Source organism: Microbacterium esteraromaticum, from assembly GCF_017303215.1.
Classification (GTDB): Bacteria; Actinomycetota; Actinomycetes; order Actinomycetales; family Microbacteriaceae; genus Microbacterium; species Microbacterium esteraromaticum_C.
Window position 1 is genome coordinate 760,480 of record NZ_JAEMWU010000001.1, and the last position, 23,403, is coordinate 783,882.

22 protein-coding genes are annotated in these 23,403 nt (G+C 68.4%); 16 read left to right on the forward strand and 6 right to left on the reverse strand.

What is annotated here, in order from left to right; genetic code table 11:
- Positions 1-71: 71 nt before the first annotated feature.
- Positions 72-614: a universal stress protein gene (locus tag JF543_RS03495; protein WP_206821202.1), complete on the forward strand. Its 543-nt coding sequence runs from the start codon at positions 72-74 to the stop codon at positions 612-614.
- Positions 615-780: 166 nt separating this feature from the next.
- Here the strand turns inward: JF543_RS03495 and JF543_RS03500 are convergent, their stop codons facing one another.
- Both JF543_RS03500 and JF543_RS03505 read right to left on the reverse strand, forming a co-directional pair.
- Positions 781-1,413 (reverse strand): PadR family transcriptional regulator, encoded by a 633-nt coding sequence (locus JF543_RS03500; RefSeq protein WP_206822748.1) that lies wholly within the window; start codon positions 1,411-1,413, stop codon positions 781-783.
- Positions 1,410-2,249, reverse strand: a complete 840-nt coding sequence (locus JF543_RS03505) for a DUF4097 family beta strand repeat-containing protein (RefSeq protein ID WP_179409265.1) — start codon at positions 2,247-2,249, stop codon at positions 1,410-1,412. Before JF543_RS03505 ends, JF543_RS03500 begins: the two co-directional genes overlap by 4 nt.
- Before the next feature lie 154 nt (positions 2,250-2,403).
- Here JF543_RS03505 and JF543_RS03510 point away from each other — a divergent pair, with 154 nt between their 5' ends.
- The 7 genes from JF543_RS03510 to JF543_RS03540 all read left to right on the forward strand — a co-directional run bounded on the left by JF543_RS03510 (position 2,404) and on the right by JF543_RS03540 (position 10,222).
- On the forward strand, positions 2,404-3,174 hold the full coding sequence (locus JF543_RS03510) for a MerR family transcriptional regulator (protein ID WP_179411687.1): 771 nt from the start codon (positions 2,404-2,406) through the stop codon (positions 3,172-3,174).
- A gap of 135 nt (positions 3,175-3,309) precedes the next feature.
- Complete coding sequence (locus tag JF543_RS03515; RefSeq protein ID WP_242519389.1) at positions 3,310-4,707, forward strand: sulfatase family protein; 1,398 nt, start codon at positions 3,310-3,312, stop codon at positions 4,705-4,707.
- A 124-nt stretch (positions 4,708-4,831) separates the two neighbouring features.
- Positions 4,832-6,103 carry an ABC transporter substrate-binding protein gene (locus JF543_RS03520; RefSeq protein ID WP_206821200.1) on the forward strand — a complete coding sequence of 424 codons (1,272 nt, stop codon included), beginning with the start codon at positions 4,832-4,834 and terminating at the stop codon, positions 6,101-6,103.
- Between the two features lie 10 nt (positions 6,104-6,113).
- Entirely contained in the window at positions 6,114-7,076 is a 963-nt protein-coding gene (locus tag JF543_RS03525; RefSeq protein ID WP_206822749.1) for a carbohydrate ABC transporter permease, read from the forward strand.
- Positions 7,069-7,959 (forward strand): carbohydrate ABC transporter permease, encoded by an 891-nt coding sequence (locus tag JF543_RS03530; protein ID WP_179409261.1) that lies wholly within the window; start codon positions 7,069-7,071, stop codon positions 7,957-7,959. Before JF543_RS03525 ends, JF543_RS03530 begins: the two co-directional genes overlap by 8 nt.
- A gap of 2 nt (positions 7,960-7,961) precedes the next feature.
- Complete coding sequence (locus JF543_RS03535; protein WP_206822750.1) at positions 7,962-9,026, forward strand: LacI family DNA-binding transcriptional regulator; 1,065 nt, start codon at positions 7,962-7,964, stop codon at positions 9,024-9,026.
- A gap of 23 nt (positions 9,027-9,049) precedes the next feature.
- On the forward strand, positions 9,050-10,222 hold the full coding sequence (locus tag JF543_RS03540) for a Gfo/Idh/MocA family protein (protein ID WP_179409259.1): 1,173 nt from the start codon (positions 9,050-9,052) through the stop codon (positions 10,220-10,222).
- A gap of 103 nt (positions 10,223-10,325) precedes the next feature.
- On the opposite strand, the gene JF543_RS03545 is transcribed toward JF543_RS03540, so the two are convergent.
- Both JF543_RS03545 and JF543_RS03550 read right to left on the reverse strand, forming a co-directional pair.
- Entirely contained in the window at positions 10,326-11,408 is a 1,083-nt protein-coding gene (locus tag JF543_RS03545) for a substrate-binding domain-containing protein (RefSeq protein ID WP_206822751.1), read from the reverse strand.
- 20 nt (positions 11,409-11,428) lie between these two features.
- Positions 11,429-12,436 carry a hydroxyacid dehydrogenase gene (locus tag JF543_RS03550; RefSeq protein WP_206822752.1) on the reverse strand — a complete coding sequence of 336 codons (1,008 nt, stop codon included), beginning with the start codon at positions 12,434-12,436 and terminating at the stop codon, positions 11,429-11,431.
- 189 nt (positions 12,437-12,625) lie between these two features.
- On the opposite strand from JF543_RS03550, the gene JF543_RS03555 reads away from it, so the two are divergent.
- From JF543_RS03555 to JF543_RS03570, 4 genes are read left to right on the forward strand one after another with little or no spacing between them, the layout of a single operon-like run.
- Entirely contained in the window at positions 12,626-13,660 is a 1,035-nt protein-coding gene (locus JF543_RS03555; protein WP_374222196.1) for an ABC transporter permease, read from the forward strand.
- Positions 13,650-14,591, forward strand: coding sequence for a carbohydrate ABC transporter permease (locus tag JF543_RS03560; protein ID WP_224818326.1), 942 nt, complete (start codon positions 13,650-13,652; stop codon positions 14,589-14,591). The genes JF543_RS03555 and JF543_RS03560 overlap by 11 nt, the downstream gene beginning before the upstream one ends.
- 27 nt (positions 14,592-14,618) lie before the next feature.
- On the forward strand, positions 14,619-16,250 hold the full coding sequence (locus JF543_RS03565) for an extracellular solute-binding protein (protein WP_206822753.1): 1,632 nt from the start codon (positions 14,619-14,621) through the stop codon (positions 16,248-16,250).
- An 11-nt stretch (positions 16,251-16,261) separates the two neighbouring features.
- Complete coding sequence (locus JF543_RS03570; RefSeq protein WP_206821197.1) at positions 16,262-18,193, forward strand: DUF2264 domain-containing protein; 1,932 nt, start codon at positions 16,262-16,264, stop codon at positions 18,191-18,193.
- Between the two features lie 69 nt (positions 18,194-18,262).
- Here JF543_RS03570 and JF543_RS03575 read toward each other — a convergent pair whose 3' ends face one another.
- Positions 18,263-19,705 (reverse strand): alpha-L-fucosidase, encoded by a 1,443-nt coding sequence (locus tag JF543_RS03575; protein ID WP_179409254.1) that lies wholly within the window; start codon positions 19,703-19,705, stop codon positions 18,263-18,265.
- A 109-nt stretch (positions 19,706-19,814) separates the two neighbouring features.
- On the opposite strand from JF543_RS03575, the gene JF543_RS03580 reads away from it, so the two are divergent.
- Entirely contained in the window at positions 19,815-21,203 is a 1,389-nt protein-coding gene (locus JF543_RS03580; RefSeq protein ID WP_206822754.1) for a flavin monoamine oxidase family protein, read from the forward strand.
- On the opposite strand, the gene JF543_RS03585 is transcribed toward JF543_RS03580, so the two are convergent.
- A complete protein-coding gene (locus JF543_RS03585; protein ID WP_347401080.1) occupies positions 21,124-21,840 on the reverse strand; it encodes a Pr6Pr family membrane protein in 717 nt (238 codons plus the stop codon). The genes JF543_RS03580 and JF543_RS03585 overlap by 80 nt on opposite strands.
- Before the next feature lie 109 nt (positions 21,841-21,949).
- Here JF543_RS03585 and JF543_RS03590 point away from each other — a divergent pair, with 109 nt between their 5' ends.
- From JF543_RS03590 to JF543_RS03600, 3 genes are all read left to right on the forward strand, one after another.
- The gene (locus JF543_RS03590; RefSeq protein WP_347401081.1) at positions 21,950-22,354 is read left to right on the forward strand and encodes a fluoride efflux transporter FluC; all 405 of its coding nucleotides are present in this window, start codon (positions 21,950-21,952) and stop codon (positions 22,352-22,354) included.
- The gene (locus JF543_RS03595; protein WP_206822755.1) at positions 22,351-22,710 is read left to right on the forward strand and encodes a fluoride efflux transporter FluC; all 360 of its coding nucleotides are present in this window, start codon (positions 22,351-22,353) and stop codon (positions 22,708-22,710) included. Before JF543_RS03590 ends, JF543_RS03595 begins: the two co-directional genes overlap by 4 nt.
- A 77-nt stretch (positions 22,711-22,787) precedes the next feature.
- Positions 22,788-23,351, forward strand: coding sequence for a TetR/AcrR family transcriptional regulator (locus JF543_RS03600; RefSeq protein ID WP_179409251.1), 564 nt, complete (start codon positions 22,788-22,790; stop codon positions 23,349-23,351).
- Positions 23,352-23,403: the final 52 nt, after the last annotated feature.

Below are 23,403 nucleotides of genomic sequence, written 5' to 3' on the forward strand. Positions count from 1 at the left end.
GAGTAGCATTCAGGATAGCACGCACGCCAGACCACCAGGCCGTCCTGCGGCCTTCGAGCGGAAGGATCGACATGACGGATTCCACGCCCGCAGCATCCGACGAGGCAGCACAGAACGCCGCCCTGCAGAAGGCGGTCATCGTCGGCCTGCAACCCGGCCAACCCGGGCACGTTCTCGATGAGGCAGTGAAGTACGCGAAGCTGCTCGGTTCGCCGCTCGTTGTCGTGCACGTCGACGTCACGCGGTTCGTGACGTACGAAGACCCTGACGGCTATGTGCACTCGGCGCCGATCGACCTGAACATCGACTCGGGCATCGCCGAGTTCGAAGAAGTGCAGCAGGCCGCCGAGCAGCTGCTGAAGAAGGCCGATGTCGTCTGGACCGCACGCCAGCTGGTGGGTGACCCGGCCCTGGCGATCAAGCAGCTCGCCGAGCGGCTCGATGCGCAGCTGATCGTGGTGGGTACGCGCAAGCGCGGCCTGGGGGAGTCGATCCGGGAGTTCTTCACCGGGTCGGTCGCGGCACGCCTGGCGCATCGGCAGCACCGCTCGGTGCTCGTCGTGCCGCAGGAGGAGCCGGTGCCCGACGACCAGGAAGACGTCTGGACCGAGTAGCCACGTCGCGCGCACTCGCGCCGCGCGCCGACACCCCCAGTTCGCGTCGAGACCCCCACGTGTGGACGTCCATACGTGGGGGTCTCGACGATACGTGGGGGTCTCGGCGACAGGTGCCGGGCGCGACACGGGCCAGCCCAGACACGGGGCCGGCCCAGCCGCGGGGTCAGTCCTGGGGCGGAGCGGCCAGGGCGCGGGTCACCGCGCGGGCCGCGTCGTCCAGCGCCTGCTCCAGGTCTGCGACGACGGATGCCGGCAGTGCGCCACCCCGCGCCACATGGGTGCGCAGATCGGTGCGCACCTGTGCGCGGAAGGCGTTGAGGGCAGCATCCGCCCGGCCCAGCTGCTCACGGCTGGTGGTGCGCTCGTCGCTCATCGAGTCGGCGTGTGCGCGCTCCTTGGCATCCCGCTGCTCTTTCTGCGCGGCGGTGGCGAGGTCGGCGCGCAGGCTGCGCATCGCCTCTTGCACGCTGTGCCGCACCTCGCTGGCGATCAGGCGCACCGAGTCGGACAGCCCCTCTTCGATGCCCTCCAGCTCGCCCTCGCGGGCCGTGAGCTCGGCGCGGCCGGCGTCGGTGATCGCGTAGATCGTGGTGCGCCCGTCGACGGTCTTCGACACCAGGCCCTCTTCCTCGAGCTTCGCGAGTCGGGGGTAGATGGTGCCGGCGCTGGGGGTATAGGTGCCCCCAGTGCGGTCGGTGAGCGCCTGGATGATGCCGTAGCCGTGCTGCGGAGACTCGGCGAGCAGCGACAGCAGGTACAGCCGCAGGTCGCCGTGCGAGAAGACCGCGGGGGTCATGATTCCCACTCCGCGTCGTCGGCGACCGACACCTGCGGGCGGCGCAGCACCGCGATCGATCCTGAGACCGAGTTGGCGCGCACGTCGACGAAGCTGCCGGCGAGCTCGCCCTTCTGTCCGGTGTAGGTGGCGGGGCCACCGCCAGAGCGCTCGATGCCGTCGACGGTGAGCTTGCCGCTCATGCTGCGCAGCACGTAGTTGGCGGGCAGCGTCTCGTCGAGGCGGATCCGGGTGGAGCCCGAGACGGTGTTCAGGTTGATGGTGTTCATGTCGCCGATGGCCTCGACGAGCACGTCGCCCGAGACGGTGTCGACGGTCGCCTTGTGCATGGTGCCGGTGACGGCCACGTCGCCCGAGACGCTGTTGGCGTTGATCGAGCCGGTGAGGGCGCGCACCTGCACGTCGCCCGAGACGCTGTTGAGCGTCAGGTCGCCTGAGATGTTGTCGGCGATGATGTCGCCCGAGACGGTGTTCAGTCGCGCGTCGTTTCGGATGCCCGAGATCAGGGCTCCGGCACTGACCACGCCGAGCGTGAGGGCGATGCTGCGCGGAACGGCGATGCTGATCTCGGCCTTGGGGCCACCGGCGCCGAAGTTGCGGAAGACGTCGAGGAAGTTGTCCCACCCGATCTGGGGGTGGTCGATCTCGACCTGGGTGCCGTCGGATTCGATGCGCAGGTCTTTGATGGTGACCCCGTGCACCTCGATGCGGATGCCGGGTTCGTCGTGCGCCACGACGTCGACCTGGCCGCCGACGAGCCCGACCTTGAGCCGGGACGCCGAGGCGATGTCGATGACGCGTTCCTCGCCGGGGGCGATGAGCCACTTCTCGGTCATGTCGTTCTCTCCTGAGTTCGGCGATATCGAGATATATCGCGTTGAAGCGAGAATAACACGATATATCTCGATTGCGCCTGGGGGTTTGCCGAGAAGGATTGACCTTGACGCAGCGTCAACTTCTAGCGTGGTCCTCAATGACGGAAAGGATGCCATGGACTGGTCGATCCAAGAGATCGCGAGACTCGCCGGAACCACGAGCAGAACGCTGCGGCACTACGACGACATCGGACTGCTCGCGCCGTCGCGCGTCGCGCGCAACGGCTACCGCCACTACGACCGGACGGCGCTCGTGCGCCTGCAACGCATCCTGCTGCTGCGCGAGCTCGGGCTCGGCCTGCCGCAGATCGCCGACGTGCTCGACCGCGGCGAATCCGAGGAGGGTGCGCTCGAAGCGCACCTGGCCTGGCTGCGCCAGGAACAGGAGCGGATGCTGCGGCAGATCGCTTCGGTCGAGAGCACCATTCACGCGTTGAGAGAAGGAGGGCCGATCATGGCCGAGAACATGTTCGACGGGTTCGACCACACCCGCTACAAGGAAGAGGTCGAGCAGCGCTGGGGCAAGAACGCCTACGCGGCGGGTGACCGCTGGTGGCGTGGCATGAGCGCCGATGAGCGGCGGGAGTGGCAGCAGCGCGTCGCCGACCTGGCCGGCGATTGGGTGGCCGCGGCCGAAGGTGGGGTCGATCCGGCATCCGATGCCGCGCAGGACCTCGCGCGCCGTCATGTCGCATGGCTCATGAGCGTGCCCGGCACGCCGGCATCCGACAGTGAAGGTGACACGAAGGCGTACGTGCTCGGCCTCGCCGATATGTACGTCGCAGACTCGCGCTTCGCGGCCAACTACGCCACCCGCGACGGCGGCACCGCCGGTGCGGAGTTCGTGCGCGACGCCCTGCGTGTCTACGCCGAGGCGGCGCTGTAGTCCACATCGCGGGGGTGCGGGCGGCGTCCGCACCCCCGTCGTGCGCGTCTGATCGTGAGCGTTTGTGCAACGTGCGGGGCAGGGGCTAGCGTCGGATTGCTAAACGTTTCAGGTTCGATGAGGAGTCCGATGTCCATGCCCGAGTCCCGCCGCCCCAATGTTCTCGTGATCGTCTCGGACGACCACGGCTATGCCGACAGGTCCGCGCTCGGCGTCGACCCGGCGGTGCGCACGCCGTCACTTGACCGCCTGGCGGCCGAGGGTGTCACCTGCGACGAGGCCTACGTCACCGCGCCGGTGTGCTCCCCCTCGCGGGCCGGACTCATCGGCGGGGCCTATCAGCAGCGCTGGGGCGCGCACTGGTTCGACGACTCCGCCGTGCCGGGAGCCGACCACCTGACGGTCGCCGAGCGCCTGCGCGATGCCGGCTACCGCACCGGGTACTACGGCAAGGTGCACTACGGGGGCGAACGCGAGGGGGACCGCGGTACCCCGCCCCAGCATGGCTTCGAGGACTCGTTCTACGGCCTGGCCGGTCAGTCGATGGGGCGCCTGAACTACCTGCGCCATTCCGACGCCGCGGTCGCCGAGTACGGTGAGGCGACCCGCGCCATGGCCGTGCAACCCCTGTCGGCCAATGGCGAGCCGGTCGAGGTCGAGCGCTTTCTCACCGACGAGATCGCCGATCGTGCGGCGGCGTTCATCGCCGATGACGACGAGCGTCCCTTCTTCGCAACCGTCGCCTTCAACGCCGTGCACAACTTCTGCTGGCAGCTGCCGCCCGAAGAGCTCGAGGCGCGCGGGCTGCCCGCCTTCGAGGACTGGTACCCGGGCGCAGCCGAGTACCTCGACTGGTACGACGGTGCGATCAGCCCGAACCTGCCGAACGGACGCGAGTACTACCTTGCGCAGCTCGAGTTGATGGATGCCCAGATCGGCCGCCTGCTCGATCTGCTCGACGATCTCGGCATCGCCGAGGACACCATCGTCGTCTACACCACCGACAACGGCGGCTCGAACTGCAACTACGGCGTGAACACGCCGCTGAGCGGGTCGAAGTACACGCTGCTCGAAGGGGGCATCCGCGTGCCCTTCCTGATGCGCTGGTCGGGGCAGCTGCCTGCGGGTGCGCACCGGCGGGGGCTGGTGAGTTCGATGGATATCGCCGGCACCGCCGTCGCCGTCGCCGGCGCCGACGACTCGGGCCTCGATGGGCGCGATCTGCGCGCCTTCCTGCGCGGCGAGGCGGATGCTGTGCGCGACGAGCTGCACTGGGACTGCCGCTGGCAGTGGGCCGTGCGGCAGGGGGACTGGAAGCTGCGGTACGTCGACGACGCGTCCGGGCACGCCGAGGAGATCCGCAGGACCGAGCACACCGAGCCCGGTGCCGGACTCTCGTTGGTGAACCTGCGGTCGGATGCTGTCGAGCAGCGCGATGTCGCCGCTGAGCACCCCGAGATCGTCGAACGGCTCCAGGCTGCGCGCGCTGCCTGGCGTTCGCAGATGGACCTCGCCGGCGTCGGTCGCGGCTGAGGTCGCGGCCGAGTGTTGTGATCGTCGGGATGCTGTGATTACACTGCTGTTAATCGTTTAGATAAACGATTAACACGTATCCCGGCATCACAGCCCGACCCCAACAGATCCAAGGGAGGATCGCATGCGATCGACAGCATTGACCCGACGGGGAGGCACCGCACTCGCGGTGACCGCAGCCGCAGCACTCGCCCTCACCGGCTGCAGCAGCTCCGACGCCGGTAGCGCCGATCCGGACGAGAAGATCGTTCTCGAATACGGCATCTGGGATCAGAAGCAGGAGCCGGCGATGCAGGCGATCGCCGACGCGTTCACCGCCGAGAATCCCAACGTGTCGATCAAGCTCGTGACCACTCCGTACAAGGAGTACTTCACGAAGCTCCAGACCTCGGTCTCGGGCGGCGCGGCTCCCGACGTGTTCTGGATGAACGGCCCGAACTTCCAGCTGTACGCATCCAACGGTGTGATCGCACCGCTCGAGGGCGCTGACCTCGACCCCGCCGATTACCCCGAGGGGCTCGTCGACCTGTACACCTTCGACGGCGCCCTCTACGGTGCGCCGAAGGACTTCGACACCATCGGCCTCTGGTACAACAAGGAACTCTTCGACGAGGCGGGCGTCGCCTACCCCACGGCCGGTTGGACCTGGGATGACATGAAGGACGCCGCGGCCAAGCTGACCGACCCCGCCAAGGGCCAGTTCGGCATCGCTGCAGCGCAGGCGGGCCAGGAGAACTACTACAACTCGATCGCCCAGGCCGGCGGCGAGGTGATCAGTGCCGACGGCACCACCAGCGGCTACGGCACGCCCGAGGCGCTCGCCGGTATCGAGCTGTGGACCGACCTCATCGAGGCGGGCTCGTCGCCGACCGCGCAGCAGATGACCGATACCTCGGCGCAGGACTTCTTCCTGTCGGGCAAGGTCGCCATGTTCCAGAACGGCTCGTGGGCGGCGCACACCTACGCCGACAACGCCGACATCGCCGACAAGGTCGACGTCGCCCCGCTGGCCGCCGGCCCCGCGGGCAACCAGAGCGTGATCCACGGTCTGGCGAACGTCGTCAACGCCAAGGGCGACCACGTCGAGGCGGCTACCGAGTTCGCCGTCTTCGCCAGCAGCGAGGCCGCGGCCGACATCATGGCCGACTCGGGCACCGTGATCCCCGCATTCGACGGCAAGCAGCAGGTCTGGGTCGACGCGCTCCCGCAGTACAACCTGCAGGCGTACATCGACGCGCTCGACACGGCCGTCGCCTACCCGGCATCGCAGAACACCGCCGCCTGGACCAGTGTCGAGGGCGAGATCCTCTCCCAGGTCTGGGCGGGCAACGTCACCCCGGCAGATGGCCTGCAGGAGCTTGCATCGAAGATGCAGGCAGCCCTCGACTCCGAGTAAGGAACACAGCATGACCGACGTCGTCGCGCGCAGCGCCGACACGTCGACCGAGCGGATGCCGGAGGCGAAGACCTCCGGCATCCGCCACCGTCGGCGCAATCCCGGTGCCTCACCCTGGTGGGCACTGGTCTTCATCGGCCCCACCGCACTGGGCCTGCTGGTGTTCTACCTGTGGCCCACCGTGCGCACCATGTTCATGTCGTTCACCGAGTCCGGACCCTTCGGTGGCTCGGAATGGGTGGGGCTTGCCAACTACGAGCGGCTGTTCCAGGACCCCGAACTGATCGGGGCGCTGCGCAACACCGCCATCTACACGGGCATCGCGCTCATCGGCATCCCCGTCGCCGTGGCGATCGCCGCGCTGCTGAACACCGCGGGCCTCAAGGGCCGCAGCGTCTATCGCACCCTGTACTTCATCCCCGTCGTCACGATGCCCGCCGCGATCGCGCTGGTCTGGCGCATGATCTACAACGGCGACTTCGGTGTGCTCAACACGATGCTCGGCTGGTTCGGCGTCGAGGGACGCAGTTGGCTGACCGACCCGAGCACGGCGCTGGTCGCCATCGCGGTCGTCGGCATCTGGGCGGGCCTCGGGACGAACGTCGTGATCTTCCTCGCCGGGCTTCAGGGCATCCCGGACACGATCATGGAGGCCGCCGACCTCGACGGCGCCGGCCCCGTGCGCAAGTTCTTCTCGATCACAATCCCGCTGCTGTCGCCGAGCATCTTCTTCGTCTCGGTGATCAGCGTGATCGGCGCGCTGCAGGTCTTCGACCTGATCTACATGATGCTCGGGGTGAACAACCCGGCCATGCCGAACACCCGCACGATCGTCTACCTGTTCTACGAAGCCGGCTTCATCGACAACGAGCGCGGCTACGCGGCCGCGATCGCGTTCCTGTTGCTGCTGATCATCCTCGTCCTGACGGTCGTCCAGTTCCGTCTGCAGAAGAAGTGGGTGCACTATGAGTGAGATCTCGCTGGACACACGCGCCGTGGTCGACGCCTCCGGGGTCTCGCAGCAGGCGGGGCGCTCGCCGAAGAACCGCGGCGTCTGGATCGTGCACATCGTGCTGATCCTCGGCGCCGTGGTGATGGTGTTCCCGTTCATCTGGCAGACCCTGACCGCCTTCAAGACGTTCCAGGACTCGGTGCAGGTGCCGCCGGTGGTCATCCCCGACCCGTGGGTGTTCACCAACTTCGGCGAGGTCTTCGACTCGATGCCCTTCGCGCAGATGTTCACCAACTCGGTGCTGTTGACCATCGGCCGCACGGTCGGCCAGGTCGTACTGTGCACCATGGCCGGCTACGCGTTCGCGCGCATCCCGTTCCCCGGTCGCAACGTCGTGTTCGTGCTGTTCCTGTCGGTGCTGATGGTGCCCTCGCAGCTGTACCTGCTGCCGCAGTACGAGATCATTCAGTCGCTCGGCTGGCTGAACACCCTGCAGGCGCTGATCGTGCCCGGCATCTTCAGCGCGTTCGGCACGTTCCTGATGCGGCAGTTCTTCATGTCACTGCCGGCGGAACTCGAAGAGGCGGCGCGGATCGACGGCGCAAACCCGTGGCAGACCTTCTGGCGCATCATGGTGCCGTTGGCCAAGCCCGGCATCGTCGCCTTGACGGTGTTCACCGTGCTGTGGTCGTGGAACGACCTGCTCTGGCCGCTGGTTGTCACCACCGATCCCGAGAAGATGCCCCTGTCGGTCGGTCTGGCGCAGCTCGTCGGACTGCACGGCACTGACTACCCTGTTCTGATGGCGGGAGCGCTGCTCGCGACCCTGCCGATGCTCGTGACCTTCATGATCCTGCAGAAGCAGTTCATTCAGGGCATCGCCTTCTCAGGATCGAAGGGGTAAACATGGCGGATTCTCTCAGCGCTGACGGAGTCTCGACGACACGTCGACGGCCGACTCTGCGGATGGTGGCCGAACGGGCCGGGGTGTCGACGGCGACCGTGTCGTACGTCTTCTCGGGCCGTGACGGGGTGTCCGGGGCCGGTGTGGCCCCGGACACCATCCGGCGCGTGCGAGAAGCCGCCGAACAGCTCAACTACCGGCCGAACCGCTCGGCGCGCGCCATGCGCACCGGGCGCACCGAGACGGTGCAGCTGGCCCTGCACATGCTGAGCGATCCGTGGGCGCTCGCGGTCGCCGACGCGGTCAACGCCGAGGCGAAGCAGCACGACCTGACGACGCTGATCCTCGCGGACGGCGACTGGCACGCGGCACTCGATCGCATCGAGTGCGATGTGGCCTATCTCGATCAGGCTCCCGACACTGAGCCCGGTCGCCGTCACCTGGCAGACCTGGTCGAGCGCGGTCAGCGCCTGGTGGTGTTCTCGGAGACGCTCGAGCCCAACGGGTTCGATGTGATCCGCTCCGAGGCGCTGCCGGGCTGCGAACTGGCGATGGATCACCTGCTTGAGCGGCATGTCGAGATCGGCTGCCTGGCCGCCGAGAGCATGCTGGCCACCGATGACCGCTCCCGGTACAGCGTGTACCAGGAGAAGATGGCCGCTCACGGGTTGACGGTCGACCCGTCGTGGGTGCAGAGCTACACCACGACGCACGCGAGTGCGTTCGAGGCCGCGGTGGCGCTGCTGTCGTCGCCGCGGCGCCCGACCGCGGTGTACGCGACGACCGACTTCGCGGCCATCGCGGTGATCAACGCCGCCCACATGCTGGGCCTGCGCGTGCCGCACGACCTCGCGGTGACGGGTGTGGGCAACACGCCCCATGCGGCATCCGTCGCTCCCACGCTCACCACTGTCGGACCCACCGACTTCTACGTACGTCAGGCGAAGGTGATCGTCGACCGGGCCCTGGCCGACGACACCGACCCGACGCGCCTGCATGAATTCCCGTGGTCGCTGTTCCCCGGCGGCTCCACTGACCTCGACGCCCCGGGCGCGACACGGCTGTGACGAAGAAATCAGAAGGAGAACTCTTGGACCTCAAGATCGGCATCATCGGATTCGGTGCCCGCGCATCGCTGCGCAGAGAAGTGCATCGTCCCGAAGAGGGATCGCGCGTGACCGCGGTCTGCGATCCCGCCGAACGCGCCCGTGAAGACGCACGTCGTGAACTGCCCGACGCGCTGATCACCGACTCACTGGACGAGCTGCTGGCATCCGGCGTCGACGCCGTCATGGTGCTCACGCCCGACAACACGCACGCCGAGATCAGCATCCGTGCCCTCGAGGCGGGCGTGCCGGTGTTCTGCGAGAAGCCGCTGGCGATCGACCTCGCCGACGCCGACGCGATGCTCGAGACCGCCCGCCGCACCGGCACCCGCCTGTACATCGGGCACAACATGCGCCACATGCCCGTTGTGACGCTCATGCGCCGACTGATCCAAGAGGGACGCATCGGTGAGGTGAAGGCCGTGTGGTGCCGTCACTTCGTCGGCCATGGCGGCGACTACTACTTCAAGGACTGGCACGCCGACCGCACCCGCACGACGGGGCTGCTGCTGCAGAAGGGCGCGCACGACATCGACGTGATTCACTGGCTCGCCGGTGCGTACACCGAGCAGGTCGCCGCGATGGGTGAGCTGAGTGTGTACGGCGGCATCGACGACCGCCGTGACCGCACGGGCGAGCGGATGCCAGACTGGTTCAGCCTCGACAACTGGCCGCCGACCTCGCTCGACGGGCTGCACCCCACGGTCGACGTCGAGGACATCTCGATGGTCAACATGCGCCTCGCGGGTGGTGTGATGGCCTCGTACCAGCAGTGCCACTTCACCCCTGACTACTGGCGCAACTACACCGTGATCGGCACCGAGGGGCGCATCGAGAACATCGGCGACTCGTCGGGTGGCGAGGTGCGTCTGTGGAACCGTCGTCACCGCGGCTACGCCGAAGCCGACGAGACGTTCCCGATCGAGTCGGCCCCGGATGCCGGACACGACGGCGCCGATGGTCTGCTCGTGGCCGAGTTCCTGCGCTTCGTGCGTGACGGCGGTCTCACTGAGACGTCGCCGGTCGCCGCGCGCGAATCGGTCGCCGCGGGCATCCTCGCGACGCAGTCGCTGCGTGCCGACGGCTCCGCGATCGATGTGCCGGCGCTCGACGAGGATCTCGTCGCCTACTTCGCCCGCGGCCAGGTCGAGGCCTGAGCCGCGAACGGCCCCGCCCCGTGCAGACGGAGGCGGGGCCGTTCTGCATTCCTCGGCGGGAACGGTGCGGGCAGAGCCGGAGGCAGTGCGGTGGGCGACGGCGTCAGTGCGCCGGGGCAGCCACCGAGTCGCGGTGCACCAGGTAGGTGCCCAGCGTCACGACCTCGTCGGGGTCGCGCGAGAAGGCGTCGCGGTCGGCGAGAGCCGCGCGCAGCGCTTCGCGGCCGAGCTGTTCGAGCGGCACGTGCACGGTGGTCAGCTTCGGCGTGAGATCGGTGGCCAGGGGAGTGTCATCGTATGCGGCGACGGACATGTCGTCGGGAATCCGCAGGCCGGCCTCGGCGAGGGCTTCGTAGACGCCCGCGGCGATGGTCTCGTTTACCGCGAGGATCGCCGTGGCGCCGGTGCTCTCGCCCAGCAGGGCTGCCGTGGAAGTGCGGCCGGAGTGCCGACCGAATCCGTCCATGCGAATCAGCGTCTCGTCGATCTCGATGCCCCGTGCCGTCAGTGCGCGCAGATAGCCGTCGAGGCGGCTGCGCATGGCGGGAAGCGTGCGCCGTCCGCCCACCAGGGCGATCCGGCGGTGCCCGACCCCGATCAGGTGCTCGGTGATCGCGAACGCGCCACCCTCGTTGTCGTAGGCGACGGTGCGACTGGGGCTCGGCTGGGGCAGTGGCGGATGCGCGCAGAGCACGAGACGGCTGCCCATGCCCTCCAGCGACTCGGCGCGCTGCGCCAGCAGGCGGTGGTACGAGGGCTCGTCGCGGGCGCCGCTGACGACGATGACGGCGTCGACGCGCTGCTCGCGCATGCGGTCGATCAGCGCCATCTCGCGCTCCGGCTCCCCGCTGGTGGTCGCGACGATCAGCAGGCGCCCGGCCTCTGCGGCTGCCTGCTCGAGACCATGGATCAGGTAGCCGAAGAACGGGTCGACGATCTCGGGCACGACGACGCCGATGATCTCGGTGCCGGCCCTGGTGAGCGCCCGGGCATTGGCGTTGGCCGCGTAGCCCAGTTTCGCGACGGCCCGCATCACCCGGTCGCGGGTGGCGGCGGCAACGGGGTAGTTGCCGTTGAGAACGCGCGAGACCGTCGCCGTCGACACCGACGCCAGTTCGGCCACGTCGCTGATCGTGGCTGCGCGTCGGTGCGCGGTGCGCTGTGCGGGGTCAGCTGGTGATGACACGTTCCCTCGAGACGAAGCGGCTACGCCATGATCGCGAAGTCTGCGGGGCGCACTTCGTGGTCGAATCTATCATCGGCGGCGAAGCGGGACACCTCTGCCACGGCCAGCTCGCCCAGCCGCGAGACCTCGTTGCCGAGCGCGCCGGCGATGTGCGGCGTGATGGTGACGTTCGGCAGCGTGTACAGCGGCGAATCCGCCGGCAGCGGTTCGGGGGCGACGACATCGAGGTAGGCGTCGATGCGCCCGGTGACCGCCTCGCGGGTCAGGGCGTCGGTGTCGATCAGCCCGCCGCGGGCGGTGTTGATCAGTACGGCACCGTCGCGCATCAGTGCCAGTTCCCGTGCGCCGATCATCCCTGCGGTGGTGTCGGTCAGAGGGGCGTGGATGCTGATGACAGCGCTGCGCCGGCACAGCTCGTCGAGGCTGACCAGCTCCGCGCCGAGTGCCTGTGCCTCTTCGGCCGAGATGTAGGGATCGCTGAGCAGCACGTGGGCGTCGATGCTGCGCAGCATCCGCAGCATCTCCCTGCCGACGCGGGACGCGCCGACCACGCCGACGGTCACTCCGTAGGCGCCGATCGGTGGCATCCGCCGGGTGTCTCGCGTGCCCTTGGTGGCGTGCAGTTGGGCGACGAAGCGGTTGGTGCGCTTGAGTCCGAGGATCGTGCAGGCGAATGCGAACTCGGCGACGGGTACGGCGTTGGCGCTGGCGCAGCTGCTGACGCGGATGCCGCGTTCGAGCACGAGCGGGTCGAGGAACAGGCGCACAGTGCCCGCGGCGTGGACGATCGCGCGCAGCGCGGTGGCGTCGTCGAGGGTCGTCAGGTCGATCGACGGTGCCCCCCAGCCGGTGATCAACAGATCGGTCTGCGCGAGAGCCGCTCTCGCGCGGTCGGAGCGCAGGTCGCCGAGCGGCGCGGGGTCGACGACGGTTGCGATGCGAGCGAGGCGCTCGAGCGTGTCGGGCAGGAAAGCCGCGGCGTGCGCTGCCTGGTCCATCGCGAAAGCGACGCGGGGCGGCGGGTTCATGTACATCTCCATCGATCGAAAATAGTAACCGTTTTCTATCAGGGTTTCGAGCGTCGGGGCAAACCGCACCGCTGGAAACGGGTTTCAAACGCACATGTGATCGCCGGCTTTGACACGTTGTGAGGATCTGGGCTACGTTGCATAGAAATCGCTTACTATTCGGTACCACCCCACAACGACGTTCGGAGGATCGCGGTGACATCAGCACCCGTCGCGAGCAGACCTGCACCGTCTGCGCCTGAGTTGCCGCAGAACACCCCGCCGCCCGGCGCCCCGAGACGACCGCGGCGCGGTCGCAGAGCCGACACCAAGCTGAGCTTGCGTGCGCACCTGCGGCGCGACCGGATGATGCTGCTGATGGTGCTGCCCGGATTCCTGTACTTCGTGGTGTTCCACTGGCTGCCCATCCCCGGCAACATCATCGCCTTCGAGGACTATCAGCCCTACCTCGGCTTCTTCGACAGCGTCTGGGTCGGCCTCGACAACTTCGCCATCGCGTTCACGGATCCGGCGTTCTGGTACGCGCTGCGCAACACGCTGGTGATCACCCTCATGCAGCTGGTGCTCTTCTTCCCGGTGCCGATCATGCTCGCGTTGCTGCTGAACAGCATCATGTCGCCCGGGCTGAAGAAGTTCGTGCAGAGCGTGATCTACCTGCCGCACTTCCTCGGCTGGGTGATCATCATCTCGATCTTCACGCAGATCCTGGGGCCCACGGGGGCGATCCCGAACCTGCTCGACTCGATGGGGCTGCCGCGCATCAGCCCGATGACCAACCCCGAGACCTTTCCGCTGCTGGTGACCCTGCAGACGATCTGGAAGGACGCCGGCTGGGGCACCATCATGTTCCTCGCCGCCCTCGCCAGCATCGACGAGGAGCTCTACGAGGCCGCCGCTGTCGACGGCGCGGGCCCGTGGCGGCGCATGTGGGCGATCACCATCCCCGGCATCATGCCCATCGTCATCCTGCTGCTGATCCTCAACCTCGGCACGGCCCTGTCGGTCGGCTTCGAGCAGATCATCCTGCAGCGCAACAACGTCGGCGCCGAGGCCGGTGAAGTGCTCGACACCTACGTCTACTTCCACGGCATCGTCGACGGCCAATGGGGCACAGCCGCCGCGGTCGGACTCGTGAAGGGCGTCGTCGGACTGTTCCTGGTGCTCGGCGCCAACAAGCTCGCTCACATGTTCGGACAGGATGGGGTGTACTCCCGTGACCGTTGACGCACCGACGACCGTCGTGAACCTCGGCGAGAAGAAGGCCCGCAAGCTCACCTCCAGCCGGCGACCGGTGTGGATGGAGAAGCCCTCCGCCGCCACGCAGGGGGTCAAGGGCCTGGTGCTGCTGCTGATCTGCATCGCCGTGATCTATCCGTTCATGATCGTGATCGGCACCAGCCTGTCGACGCAGGAGGAGATCGCCCGCAACAACGGCTTCGTGCTGTTTCCGGCCGAGCCGACCCTCGCGGCATATCAGACGATCTTCGCCGGCGGCATCGTCACCGAGGCGCTGCTGCGCAGCGTTGGCATCACGCTCGTCGGCACTGCGCTGTCGGTGACACTGACCGTGCTGATGGCCTACGGGCTCTCACGCCGTGGCCTGCTCGGCGGCGGATTCTTCCTGATGACCGCCCTGCTGACCATGCTGTTCACGCCCGGCATCATCCCCACGTTCCTGGTGGTCAAGGAACTCGGAATGCTCGACACCTATGCGGCACTGATCCTGCCAACGGCGCTCTCGGCCTTCAATCTCGTCATCGTGCGCTCGTTCATGATGGGCATCCCCAGCGAGCTCACCGAGGCGGCACGCCTCGACGGGGCGGGCGACCTGCGCATCTTGTGGCACGTCGTGCTGCCGCTGTCGAAGGCCGTGATCGCGGTGGTCGGTCTGTTCTACGCCGTCGGCTACTGGAACGCCTTCTTCAACGCGATGCTCTACGTCGACAGTGACAAGTGGCCGTTGGCCATGGTGCTGCGGCAGTACGTGCTGTTGGGCTCATCGATCGACCAGAGCGCCGCGGCCGAAATCGCCGCCCCCAGCCAAGCGATCCAGATGGCCGTCATCGTCATCAGCATCGTGCCGATCCTGTGCGTCTACCCGTTCCTGCAGAAGTACTTCACCAAGGGTGTGCTCACCGGAGCCATCAAGGGCTGAACACCCATTCGTCAGAGAGGACTGAACATGTCAATCAGTGATTTCACCGCCGACCGGCGCACCTTCTTCAAGGTCGCGGGCCTCGGCATCCTCGGCGCCGCTGCGGCGGGGTCGTTGGTCGGCTGCGGAACGCGGCAGGAGCTCGTCGTCTCGAGCGCCGACTCTGTGAAGCTGCCCGCGTTCGTGAAGGCGGACGGGCTGGTCGCCGACCTGGCCGGCACCGCCGAGGGCGTGCCCGCCGCGTTCTTCAACTACCCGAAGAACCCGGTGCGCACCGTCAGCACTCCGCCGCTCAAGGGTGAGACCTTCTCGGCGATCACCAACATCTTCGGACCGCCCCCGAACGGGCGCGACAAGAACCCGGCATGGCAGCAGATCGAGAGCCGCCTGGGCGGCAAGCTCGACATCTCGGCGGTCTCGTCGGACGACTTCACAGCGAAGATCAACACCACCATCGCCGGCAACGACGTGCCAGACATGATGCTCGATGACGGCGCATCGATTCCCGACATCATCGGCTTTCTGCAGGCCAAGTGCCAGGATCTGACGCCGTTCCTGTCGGGCGACGCGATCAAGGACTACCCGAACCTCGCCGCGATCCCCGAGCTGTACTGGCGACAGACCGTGCGCGACGGCAAGATCTACTTCCTGCCCATCCCGCGCGGCGGCGCGGGTGGCCTCGGCTTCTACAACGGCAACCGCTTCGCCGAGGTCGGTGTCAGTGACACCTCGAAGATCAAGAACGCCGACGAGTACCTGTCGGTCATGAAGGAGCTCACCAACGCCAAGGCGAACCGTTGGGCGTTCGGGTCGAGCGGTTTCGGACTGAGCGTGTTCCAGCAGCTGTTCGGCGTGCCGAACGTGTGGCGCGAAGAGAACGGCAAGCTCACCTACTTCGCCGAGACCGACGAGTTCCTCGAGGCGATCCAGTTCGTGCAGAAGGCTGCCGCTGCCGGCTACATCGTGCCCGGCAGCGAGGCGTGGACGAAGTCGCAGATGGTCAACGCGTTCACCAACGGCCAGGTGGCTCAGATCTACGACGGGTTGCCCGCGTACTTCAAGTCCGACGGCTACGGCGTCACCGTTCCCGGCTCGGCACCGTTCGTGCCGTTCGCCGCGGCCGGTGGCAAGCCCACCGCGTGGCTGGACAATGTCGTGTTCGGCCGCACCATGTTCAAGAAGAACGACGAGGCGTCGATCAAGAAGCTGCTGGGCGTCGCCAACCTGCTGGCCGCTCCGTTCGGCAGCGAGGAGTACCTGCTGATCAACTATGGCGTCGAGGGCACCGACTACACGCTCGACGGCAACGGTAACCCGTTGGCCACCGCCGATGCGCTGGCAAACACGACCGTGCCGTGGAAGTACATCGCCGCGCCCAGCCCGGTGCTGTACCTGCCGCAGCAGGAGCAGGTGATCCGCACGACCCACGAGGCTTACTCCGCGCTGATCCCGACGGGCGTCGAGAACCCGACCGCCACCCTGTTCAGCCCGACCTTCGCCAAGAAGGGCAGCACCATGCGTCAGGGCATCATGGACACCGCGATCAGCTACATCGCCGGCCGCAAGTCGTTCGACGACGTCAAGGCCTCGGTCGAGTCGTGGCGCACCGGCGGCGGCGACAAGGCCCGCAGCGAGTACGAGAAGGCGCTGGGCGCCTGATCATGGGCCACGTGGCAGACGGCGCGTCCGCGCGCGCACACTGGAACGGCATCGCCGACCTCTGGCTGAGCGCCGTACTGCAGCGTGGCGCTCCCAACCCGGCCGGGGTGATTCTCCCCGGCCGGGTCACGGCCGACGGCATACGCCGGGAATCGATGGAGACGATCGGGCGCAGCTTTCTGCTCGCGTCCTCCCGCATCGCGGGAGCAGAGCCGTCGGATGCTACCGCCGACGCCCTGATCGAGTTCTACGCCCAGGCCATCGTCGACGGCACCAGCCCGGACCACCCCTCGCGCTGGCCGCTCGGCGTCACGTGTCGGCCTCCGCTGACGGGGATCACGAACTCGATCGTCGAGGCGGCCAATCTGGCCTTCGGTCTTTACACGGCCGGAGACCGCTTCTGGCAGCGCTTCAGCGACGCCGAGCAGCAGCAGGTGCTCGGGTGGCTGCGCCATCACGCTCAGCGTGAGGTCTGGCAGAACAACTGGCAGCTCTTCCCGGCCATGGCCGAGGCGTTCATCCGGCACCGCGGCGGAGACAACCGCGGGCTGCGCAACGAGCGCAACGTCGCACGGGTCGAGGGGTGGTACCTCGGCGACGGGTGGTACACCGACGGCCCGGGCCATGCGATCGACTACTACAACGCGTGGGCGATCCACCCGTATCTGTGGGCCTGGTACCGCATGACCGACCGCACTCAGACGCCCGACGGGCAGCGGCATCTCGAACGGCTGACACAGTTCGTCGATGGACTGTCGACGTTCATCGCCACCGACGGCGCTCTGGTGCATTTCGGCCGCTCGCTCACATACCGCACCGCCGCGCTCGCGCCGCTCTGGTGCGCCGAGATCTCGGGTGTGAGCCCGCTCTATCCTGGGCATACCCGGCGGCTCGCGACCTCGGTACTCGACGGTTTCGTCGGCCACGGCGTCGGCGCCGACGGTCAGCTCAGCCTGGGCTGGTACGACGAGTGCCTCGACAGCATGCAGGACTACAGCGGGTTCGGCTCGCCCTATCTCGCCGGTATCGGCTTTCTCGGACTGAGCCTCGGCGACGGGCATCCGGTGTGGAACGCACCTGCCGAACCGGTCGCGGCCCCGCCGCTCACCCGCACGTTCGACGACACCGGACTCAGCATCACCACGGCGGGCGGCGACGCCCCGGTCGTGCTGATCAACCACGGCTCGGACCACGCCGACCTGCCGGTGCAGAACCACGGCATCCCCGACGGCGACGACCCGCACTACGCGTCGTTCGCGTACTCGACGCACACCGCCCCCGAGGTCGGTGCAGGGTGGCTGCAGGCCGTCGACGGGCACATCGCGCTGTTCGACTCTCACGGTCGCCCAAGCCGACGGGTGAAGATCCGCGGCACGGCGGTCGAAGGCGCGATGAGTGCCTCGGTGCATCTGCCGCAGATCGACGGAGCACTGATCCCCGGCGCCCATATCGTCACCGCCTCGGTCGTGAACCGCGGCATGGAGGTGCGCGCGCACCTGGTCACCGCGCCGCTCGCCCACGACCGGCTGCGTGAGGGCGCGTTCGCGCTCGCCGCGGGCGCGCCGCCGGCGGTGTCGTCGGATGCCCGCGCGCTCACCGCCGAAGCCGTGGGCGACGCGCATCGCGTCGTGCTCACCGGGCTGCACGGCTGGGAGGAGCCGGCCGTCGTCGAACACCGCGGCGTCAACGCCATGGGCGAGTACTCGGCCATCCCGACCCTGTGGGCGACGCGCTCCTCGGCGCAGACCGTGCACGTCGCGCTGCATCAGCTGCTCGGCGCCGACGAGGATCCGGTCGCCGCGCGTCGGGATCTGCAGGTGTCCGTCGACGGAACGCGCATCTGCGTGCAGTGGCCGGACGACGGCATCCGCGTCGATCTCGATCTGTGCACGGTGGTGCCGTGGGACGGCCAGCCCGGCCGCATCGGCGGCGCCCGGGTCTGACACCCGCCTCTCCTGACGATGCCCGCATCGGCCGATCCGGCTGATGCGGGCATCGTCGTGACAGGAGTGTCACATGAAGGCGTCGGCGCGGTCGGCGTTCTGCGCGGTCGGCCGCCCGAGTGCGAGCTCGATCACGAAGGCACGGCCTGTGGTGAAGTCCGCCGGGATGAGCACGTCGTAGTGGATCGCGGAGTCGAGGTCGTACCCGATGTCACGGCGGTGCAGCTCGAGTGGCTTCCCGGTCGCGAGCAGGCGCGCGGTGACGGGCACCAGGGTCGCGGAGCCGGGGAAGCGCAGGCGCGCGACGCCCGTGACCGGTCGGTGGGTCACGGTGACGTACAGGCTGTCGTCGTTGCCGGTGAGGTGCCCCATGCCGGTGGGCTCGAGATCGACGTGCGAGGCGTCGTAGACGGCCGCAGCGTTCTGCGCCACCCAGTCGCCGAGCTGCTCGGCAACCCGGGTCTCGTGCGCCGTCATGCGACCCGAGCCATCGGGGCCGAAGTTGACGACCAGGTTGCCGCCCATCGATCGGCACCGCATCAGCAGATCGACGAGGTCGTCGGCGGTCTTCTGGTAGTGCCCGGAGGTGTCGTGCATGTACCCCCAGGCGTTCGGACCGATCGTCATGGCGCAGTCCCAGTCGTTGCCGTCGAGCATCTCTCGGTTTCGCGGAAGCTTGCGCTCCCAGCCCTGCTCGTAGTCGCCGAGGAGCGCCCCGGTCGAATCGAAGTGGCGGGCACCGTGCTCGTCGTTGCGCAGCCGCGATCCGATGATCAGCCCGGGGCGGCGCTCGCGCAGCTCTTGCTCGAGGCGGTGGGTGAATTCGTGCGAGGCGATCCAGGACTCATCCCACGTGCCGTCGAACCAGAGGCCCCGCGCGGCGGGGTACCGATCGAGCAGTTCGAGCAGCTGTGCGCGGGTGTAGTCCAGGAAGTCCTGCCACCCGGCCCGGCTGTCGTCGCAGGCGGGCACGGTGCGGGTGTATCCGGGATGCGACCAGTCGAGTACCGAGAAGTACAGGAAGACGTCGATGCCCTCGGCCGTGTACGCGTCGACGACCTCGCCGACCAGGTCGCGGTCGCACGGCGACGAGGCGACGGTGTACTCGGAGTACGCCGACGGCCACAGTGCGAAGCCGTCGTGGTGCTTGGTCGTGAAGATCACGTACCGGGCGCCCATCTGCTTCGCCTGCCGGGCCCACGCGCGGGCGTCGAGCTCGGTCGGGTCGAACACCTCGTTGAGACGGTCGTACGTCTCGGTCCAGTTCTCGGGGGCGTCCGGTCCGCGCCAGGAACGGATCCACTCGGGAGCCGGTGAGGTCGAGGTCTTGCCGTTCCACTGGTTGCCGGGGATGGAGTACAGGCCGAAGTGGATGAACTGGCCGAGGCCGTAGGAGCGGAACCGGCGCATGGCGTCGTCGTCCCGGCGGGTTACGAGCGGGCCGTACTGCACGGGTCGTGCGGCCGCTTCGTCGCGGCGGCGATCGGTCCAGGGGGAAAGAACGACGGGCATGGCGGCCTCTCGATAATTGGAAAGCGCTTACCTTCAATTCTAGGCAACCGCGTCTCGGATAGGCAACGTTCCAGCCGTCGGTGAGGGCCGCGGGTAGTCTGTCAGGACGATGAGCATCACTCGCCGCACCCTGCTCGCCGGCGCCGGTACCGGTGCCGTCGCGGTGCTCCTCGCCGCCTGCACGCCAGAACCTGTGCCGACGCCGACCCGCACCAGCACGCCGGGTCCGAAGCCCTCGCCGCCTGTCGGCGTCCCTGCACCCGCGGCATGGGCGCGATCCGCCTGGTCCACCGACCCGTACTCCCTCGGGGCGGTCAGCTACCTGCCCGCCGGCTCCGATCCGCAGCGCCGCGAGACCCTTGCCGCTCCCGTCATGGACCGGCTCTTCTTCGCCGGCGAGGCCACCGATGCCGCGCACCCGGGAACCGTGCTGGGGGCCGTCGACTCGGGGCGCCGCGCGGGCCAGGAGGTGCTGACACGGGCATCCGATACCGAACGCGTCGCCGTGATCGGCGCCGGCGCAGCCGGGGTCGCTGCGGCGCGCACCGTCGCTGACGCCGGCCACACCGTCACGATCTTCGAAGCCCGCGAGCGCACCGGAGGGCGGTTGCTCACCCGCGGGGACGACGACGGCTGGCCGTTTCCCGTACAGCTCGGCGCCTGGTTGCTCAGCGACGAGGACGTCGATGCTCTGGAAGCGCGACTGATCACCGTCGGCGAGGGGCGGATCGCGTTCGACAGCGCCACCGGATGGACCGCCGACGGGCCGACCGACACGCTCGATGTCGAGCCGGTCGTTCGGGCCGTCGAGCAGGCGGGCGAGTTGCCGACCGACGTCCCCGTCGCCGAGGCCGTCACTCTCAGCGGCGCCGACCCGACCGATCCCGCACTCGCCGCGGCGCTGGCGTGGATGTCTGCCACCACCGGCGCCGACCCGGAACGGGCGTCCAGCTGGTACGCGCCCGATATGGCGCCCGATGCGCTCACCGGCGTGACCGGCGACCTCAGCGCCTTCATCGACGACAGTCTCACCGGCATCGCCGTCACGCTCGCCTCTCCGGTCGTGCGGGCCGCCTACGACGAACGCGGCGTCAGTCTGCGCATGGGCACGGGCGAATCGCTGTCGTTCGACCGCGTCATCGTCACCGTTCCGCTCGGCGTGCTGCAGCAGCAGGCCATCGAGTTCGCGCCCGCACTGCCGTTCGCGCACCGCGGCGCGATCGCCGACCTCGCGGCCGGCTACATCGAGACCGTGTGGATGCGGTTCGATGAGCCGTTCTGGGATGCCGAGCAGACGATCTGGCACGTCATCGGCGGTGACGGCATGATCCGCACCTGGCTCAACCTGCTGCCGGTCACGGGCGAGCCGGTGCTCATCGGGTTGGTCGGCGGTGCCCCCGCACAGGAGTTCGCCGGCCTCAGTGACCAGGATGCGAAGGACGCCGCACGGGCGTCACTGGCGTTCTTCGCGCCGGTTCCGGACGTGCAAGGGCAGTGACCGCCCCGTCGCCCGCGGTCGGACGCAACCGGCTCAGCAGCACCAGGGCGGTCGCCACGAACGCGAAGATCGACAGCGCGACCAGGCTGCTGAGCACCATCTCGACGATGCCCGACACCTGCCGCGGGTCGAGGAAGTAGTACGGGTACCAGCCGATCACGCTGCCGCGCCAGATCGTGAACACACCCCACAGCAGCGGGTACAGCAACACGAACGGCACCACGCGCCACGGCGCGCCGCGCCGTCCTGGTCCGAGCACCCAGGCCGCGACCGACCAGGCGGGCAGCACGAAGTGCAGCACGACATCCGACCAGGGGACGGTGATCGGAATGCCGCGCACGCCCGCCTGCCAGACGATCAGGGCGAAGGCGAGGCCGGCGGTGATGGTCCAACTCAGCACCAGCGCGCGTGCCGTGGTCAACCAGGCCGGATCTTCATCCGTGCGCAGAGCGATGACGCCGGCGACCAGGGCGAGCGCCGCGAAGGCGGTGTTGGACTGGATCGTCAGATAGGCGAAGAAGTTGTCGCCGGCGACCGTCTGGGCGCCCATGCCCCACAGCATCCGATGCCCGAGCGCGACGACGCACACGACCGCGGCGAGCAGTCGCGACCACCCGAAGATCCGTCTCGTCAGCACTCGGTCGTCGTCCTCCTGACGCTGTCGCTCGTCCGCGCGGGCGTCTCCCGAGTCTACGGAACCGACGCCCGGGCCTCGGCCGTCACCCGCCGCGGCTAGAGTGGCGCAGGTGACGAACCCCACGCCCCCGCGCACCGTCGTGCGCCGGGCCGCGCTCGCCGCGGCGGGCGGTGCGATCGGCACCGCCGCGCGGCTGGGAGTCGGGATGCTGGTGCCGGGGGCTCTGGCGCACGGGGCGGCCATCGGCGTGCTCGTGGCCAATGTGCTGGGCTCGCTGCTGCTGGGGGTACTCGTCGCACGCCTGCCGTCCTCGGATCTGCGGATCTTCGTCGGCACAGGCATGCTCGGCGGGTTCACCACCTACAGTGCGTTCGCCGTCGACACCGTCGCGCTGTGGGAGACCGCCCCGGCGCTCGCCGTCGGCTACGTCGTCGTGAGCATTGCGCTCGGTCTCGCTGCGGCCGCCCTCGGGCTGCGGCTCGGGCGTCGGCCGGTGCGGGGGAGTGCGGCATGACTCCGTTGCTGTTCGTGCTCGCGGCCGTGTGCGGAGGTCTTGGAGCCGGCGTGCGCTATCTCGTCGACACGATGGTCGCGCGGTACGCGGGTGCCCGATTCCCCGGGGGCGTGATGCTGATCAACGTCACCGGATCGCTCGCCCTCGGGGTTGTGGTCGGTGCGCTGCCGGAATCCGCGTTCGTCATCGGCGCCGGATTCCTCGGCGGATACACGACCTTCAGCACCGCCATGGTCGACACCGTCGCACTGTGGCGCGACGGCGCGCGACGGGCATCCGCTCTCAACGCGGTCGGGATGCTGGTTCTGGCCATCCTCGCGGCAGGCGGCGGACTGCTCATCGGCCGGGCGCTGTGAACTGACGCGCAGCGGCTCGTGTTCCCAGCGACCTCCAAGCTCTGCAAATGTACAAATGTACAGAAGGGGGGGTGGGGATGCCCGAGACCGCACCGCGCCGACGGCGCGACCCAGAGAGCAGACGTCGCGCCATCGTCACCGCGACGGCCGAACTGATCGTCGAGATCGGCGTCGGCGCCGTCACCCATCGCCTCATCGCGGCCCGCGCCGACGTACCGCTCGGCGCCACCACGCAGTACTTCGCCACCCTCGATGACCTCCGTGCCGAAGCGCTGCGATTCCTGGCATCCGAAGTGGATGACCGCGTCGATCGCATCCGCACCGTCCTCGCCGAGCACGGCGCCACCCCGGCGGTTCTCGCCGAACTCATCGAGCGCGGACTCGACGACGCCCGCGCGCTCGAAGCCGACCGTGCCGTCGTCACCGCCGCCGTCAACGACCCGCCGCTGCGGGAACTCGCCCGCCGCTGGTCACAGCGCATGCGCGACTTCCTCGTCGACGACTACGGCCGTGACCGAGCCACCGCCGCCGCGATCTTCATCGACGGCGTGCTCTGGCAGGCGCGCATCAGCGATGAACCGCTCACGCGCGACTTTCTGCAGAGCTCCCTCGCCGACATCCTCGGCGTGCCCACCGACTGATCCGCCCACCCCGCCCGCCGACACCACCGTCCACGCACACCGACCCAGAGAA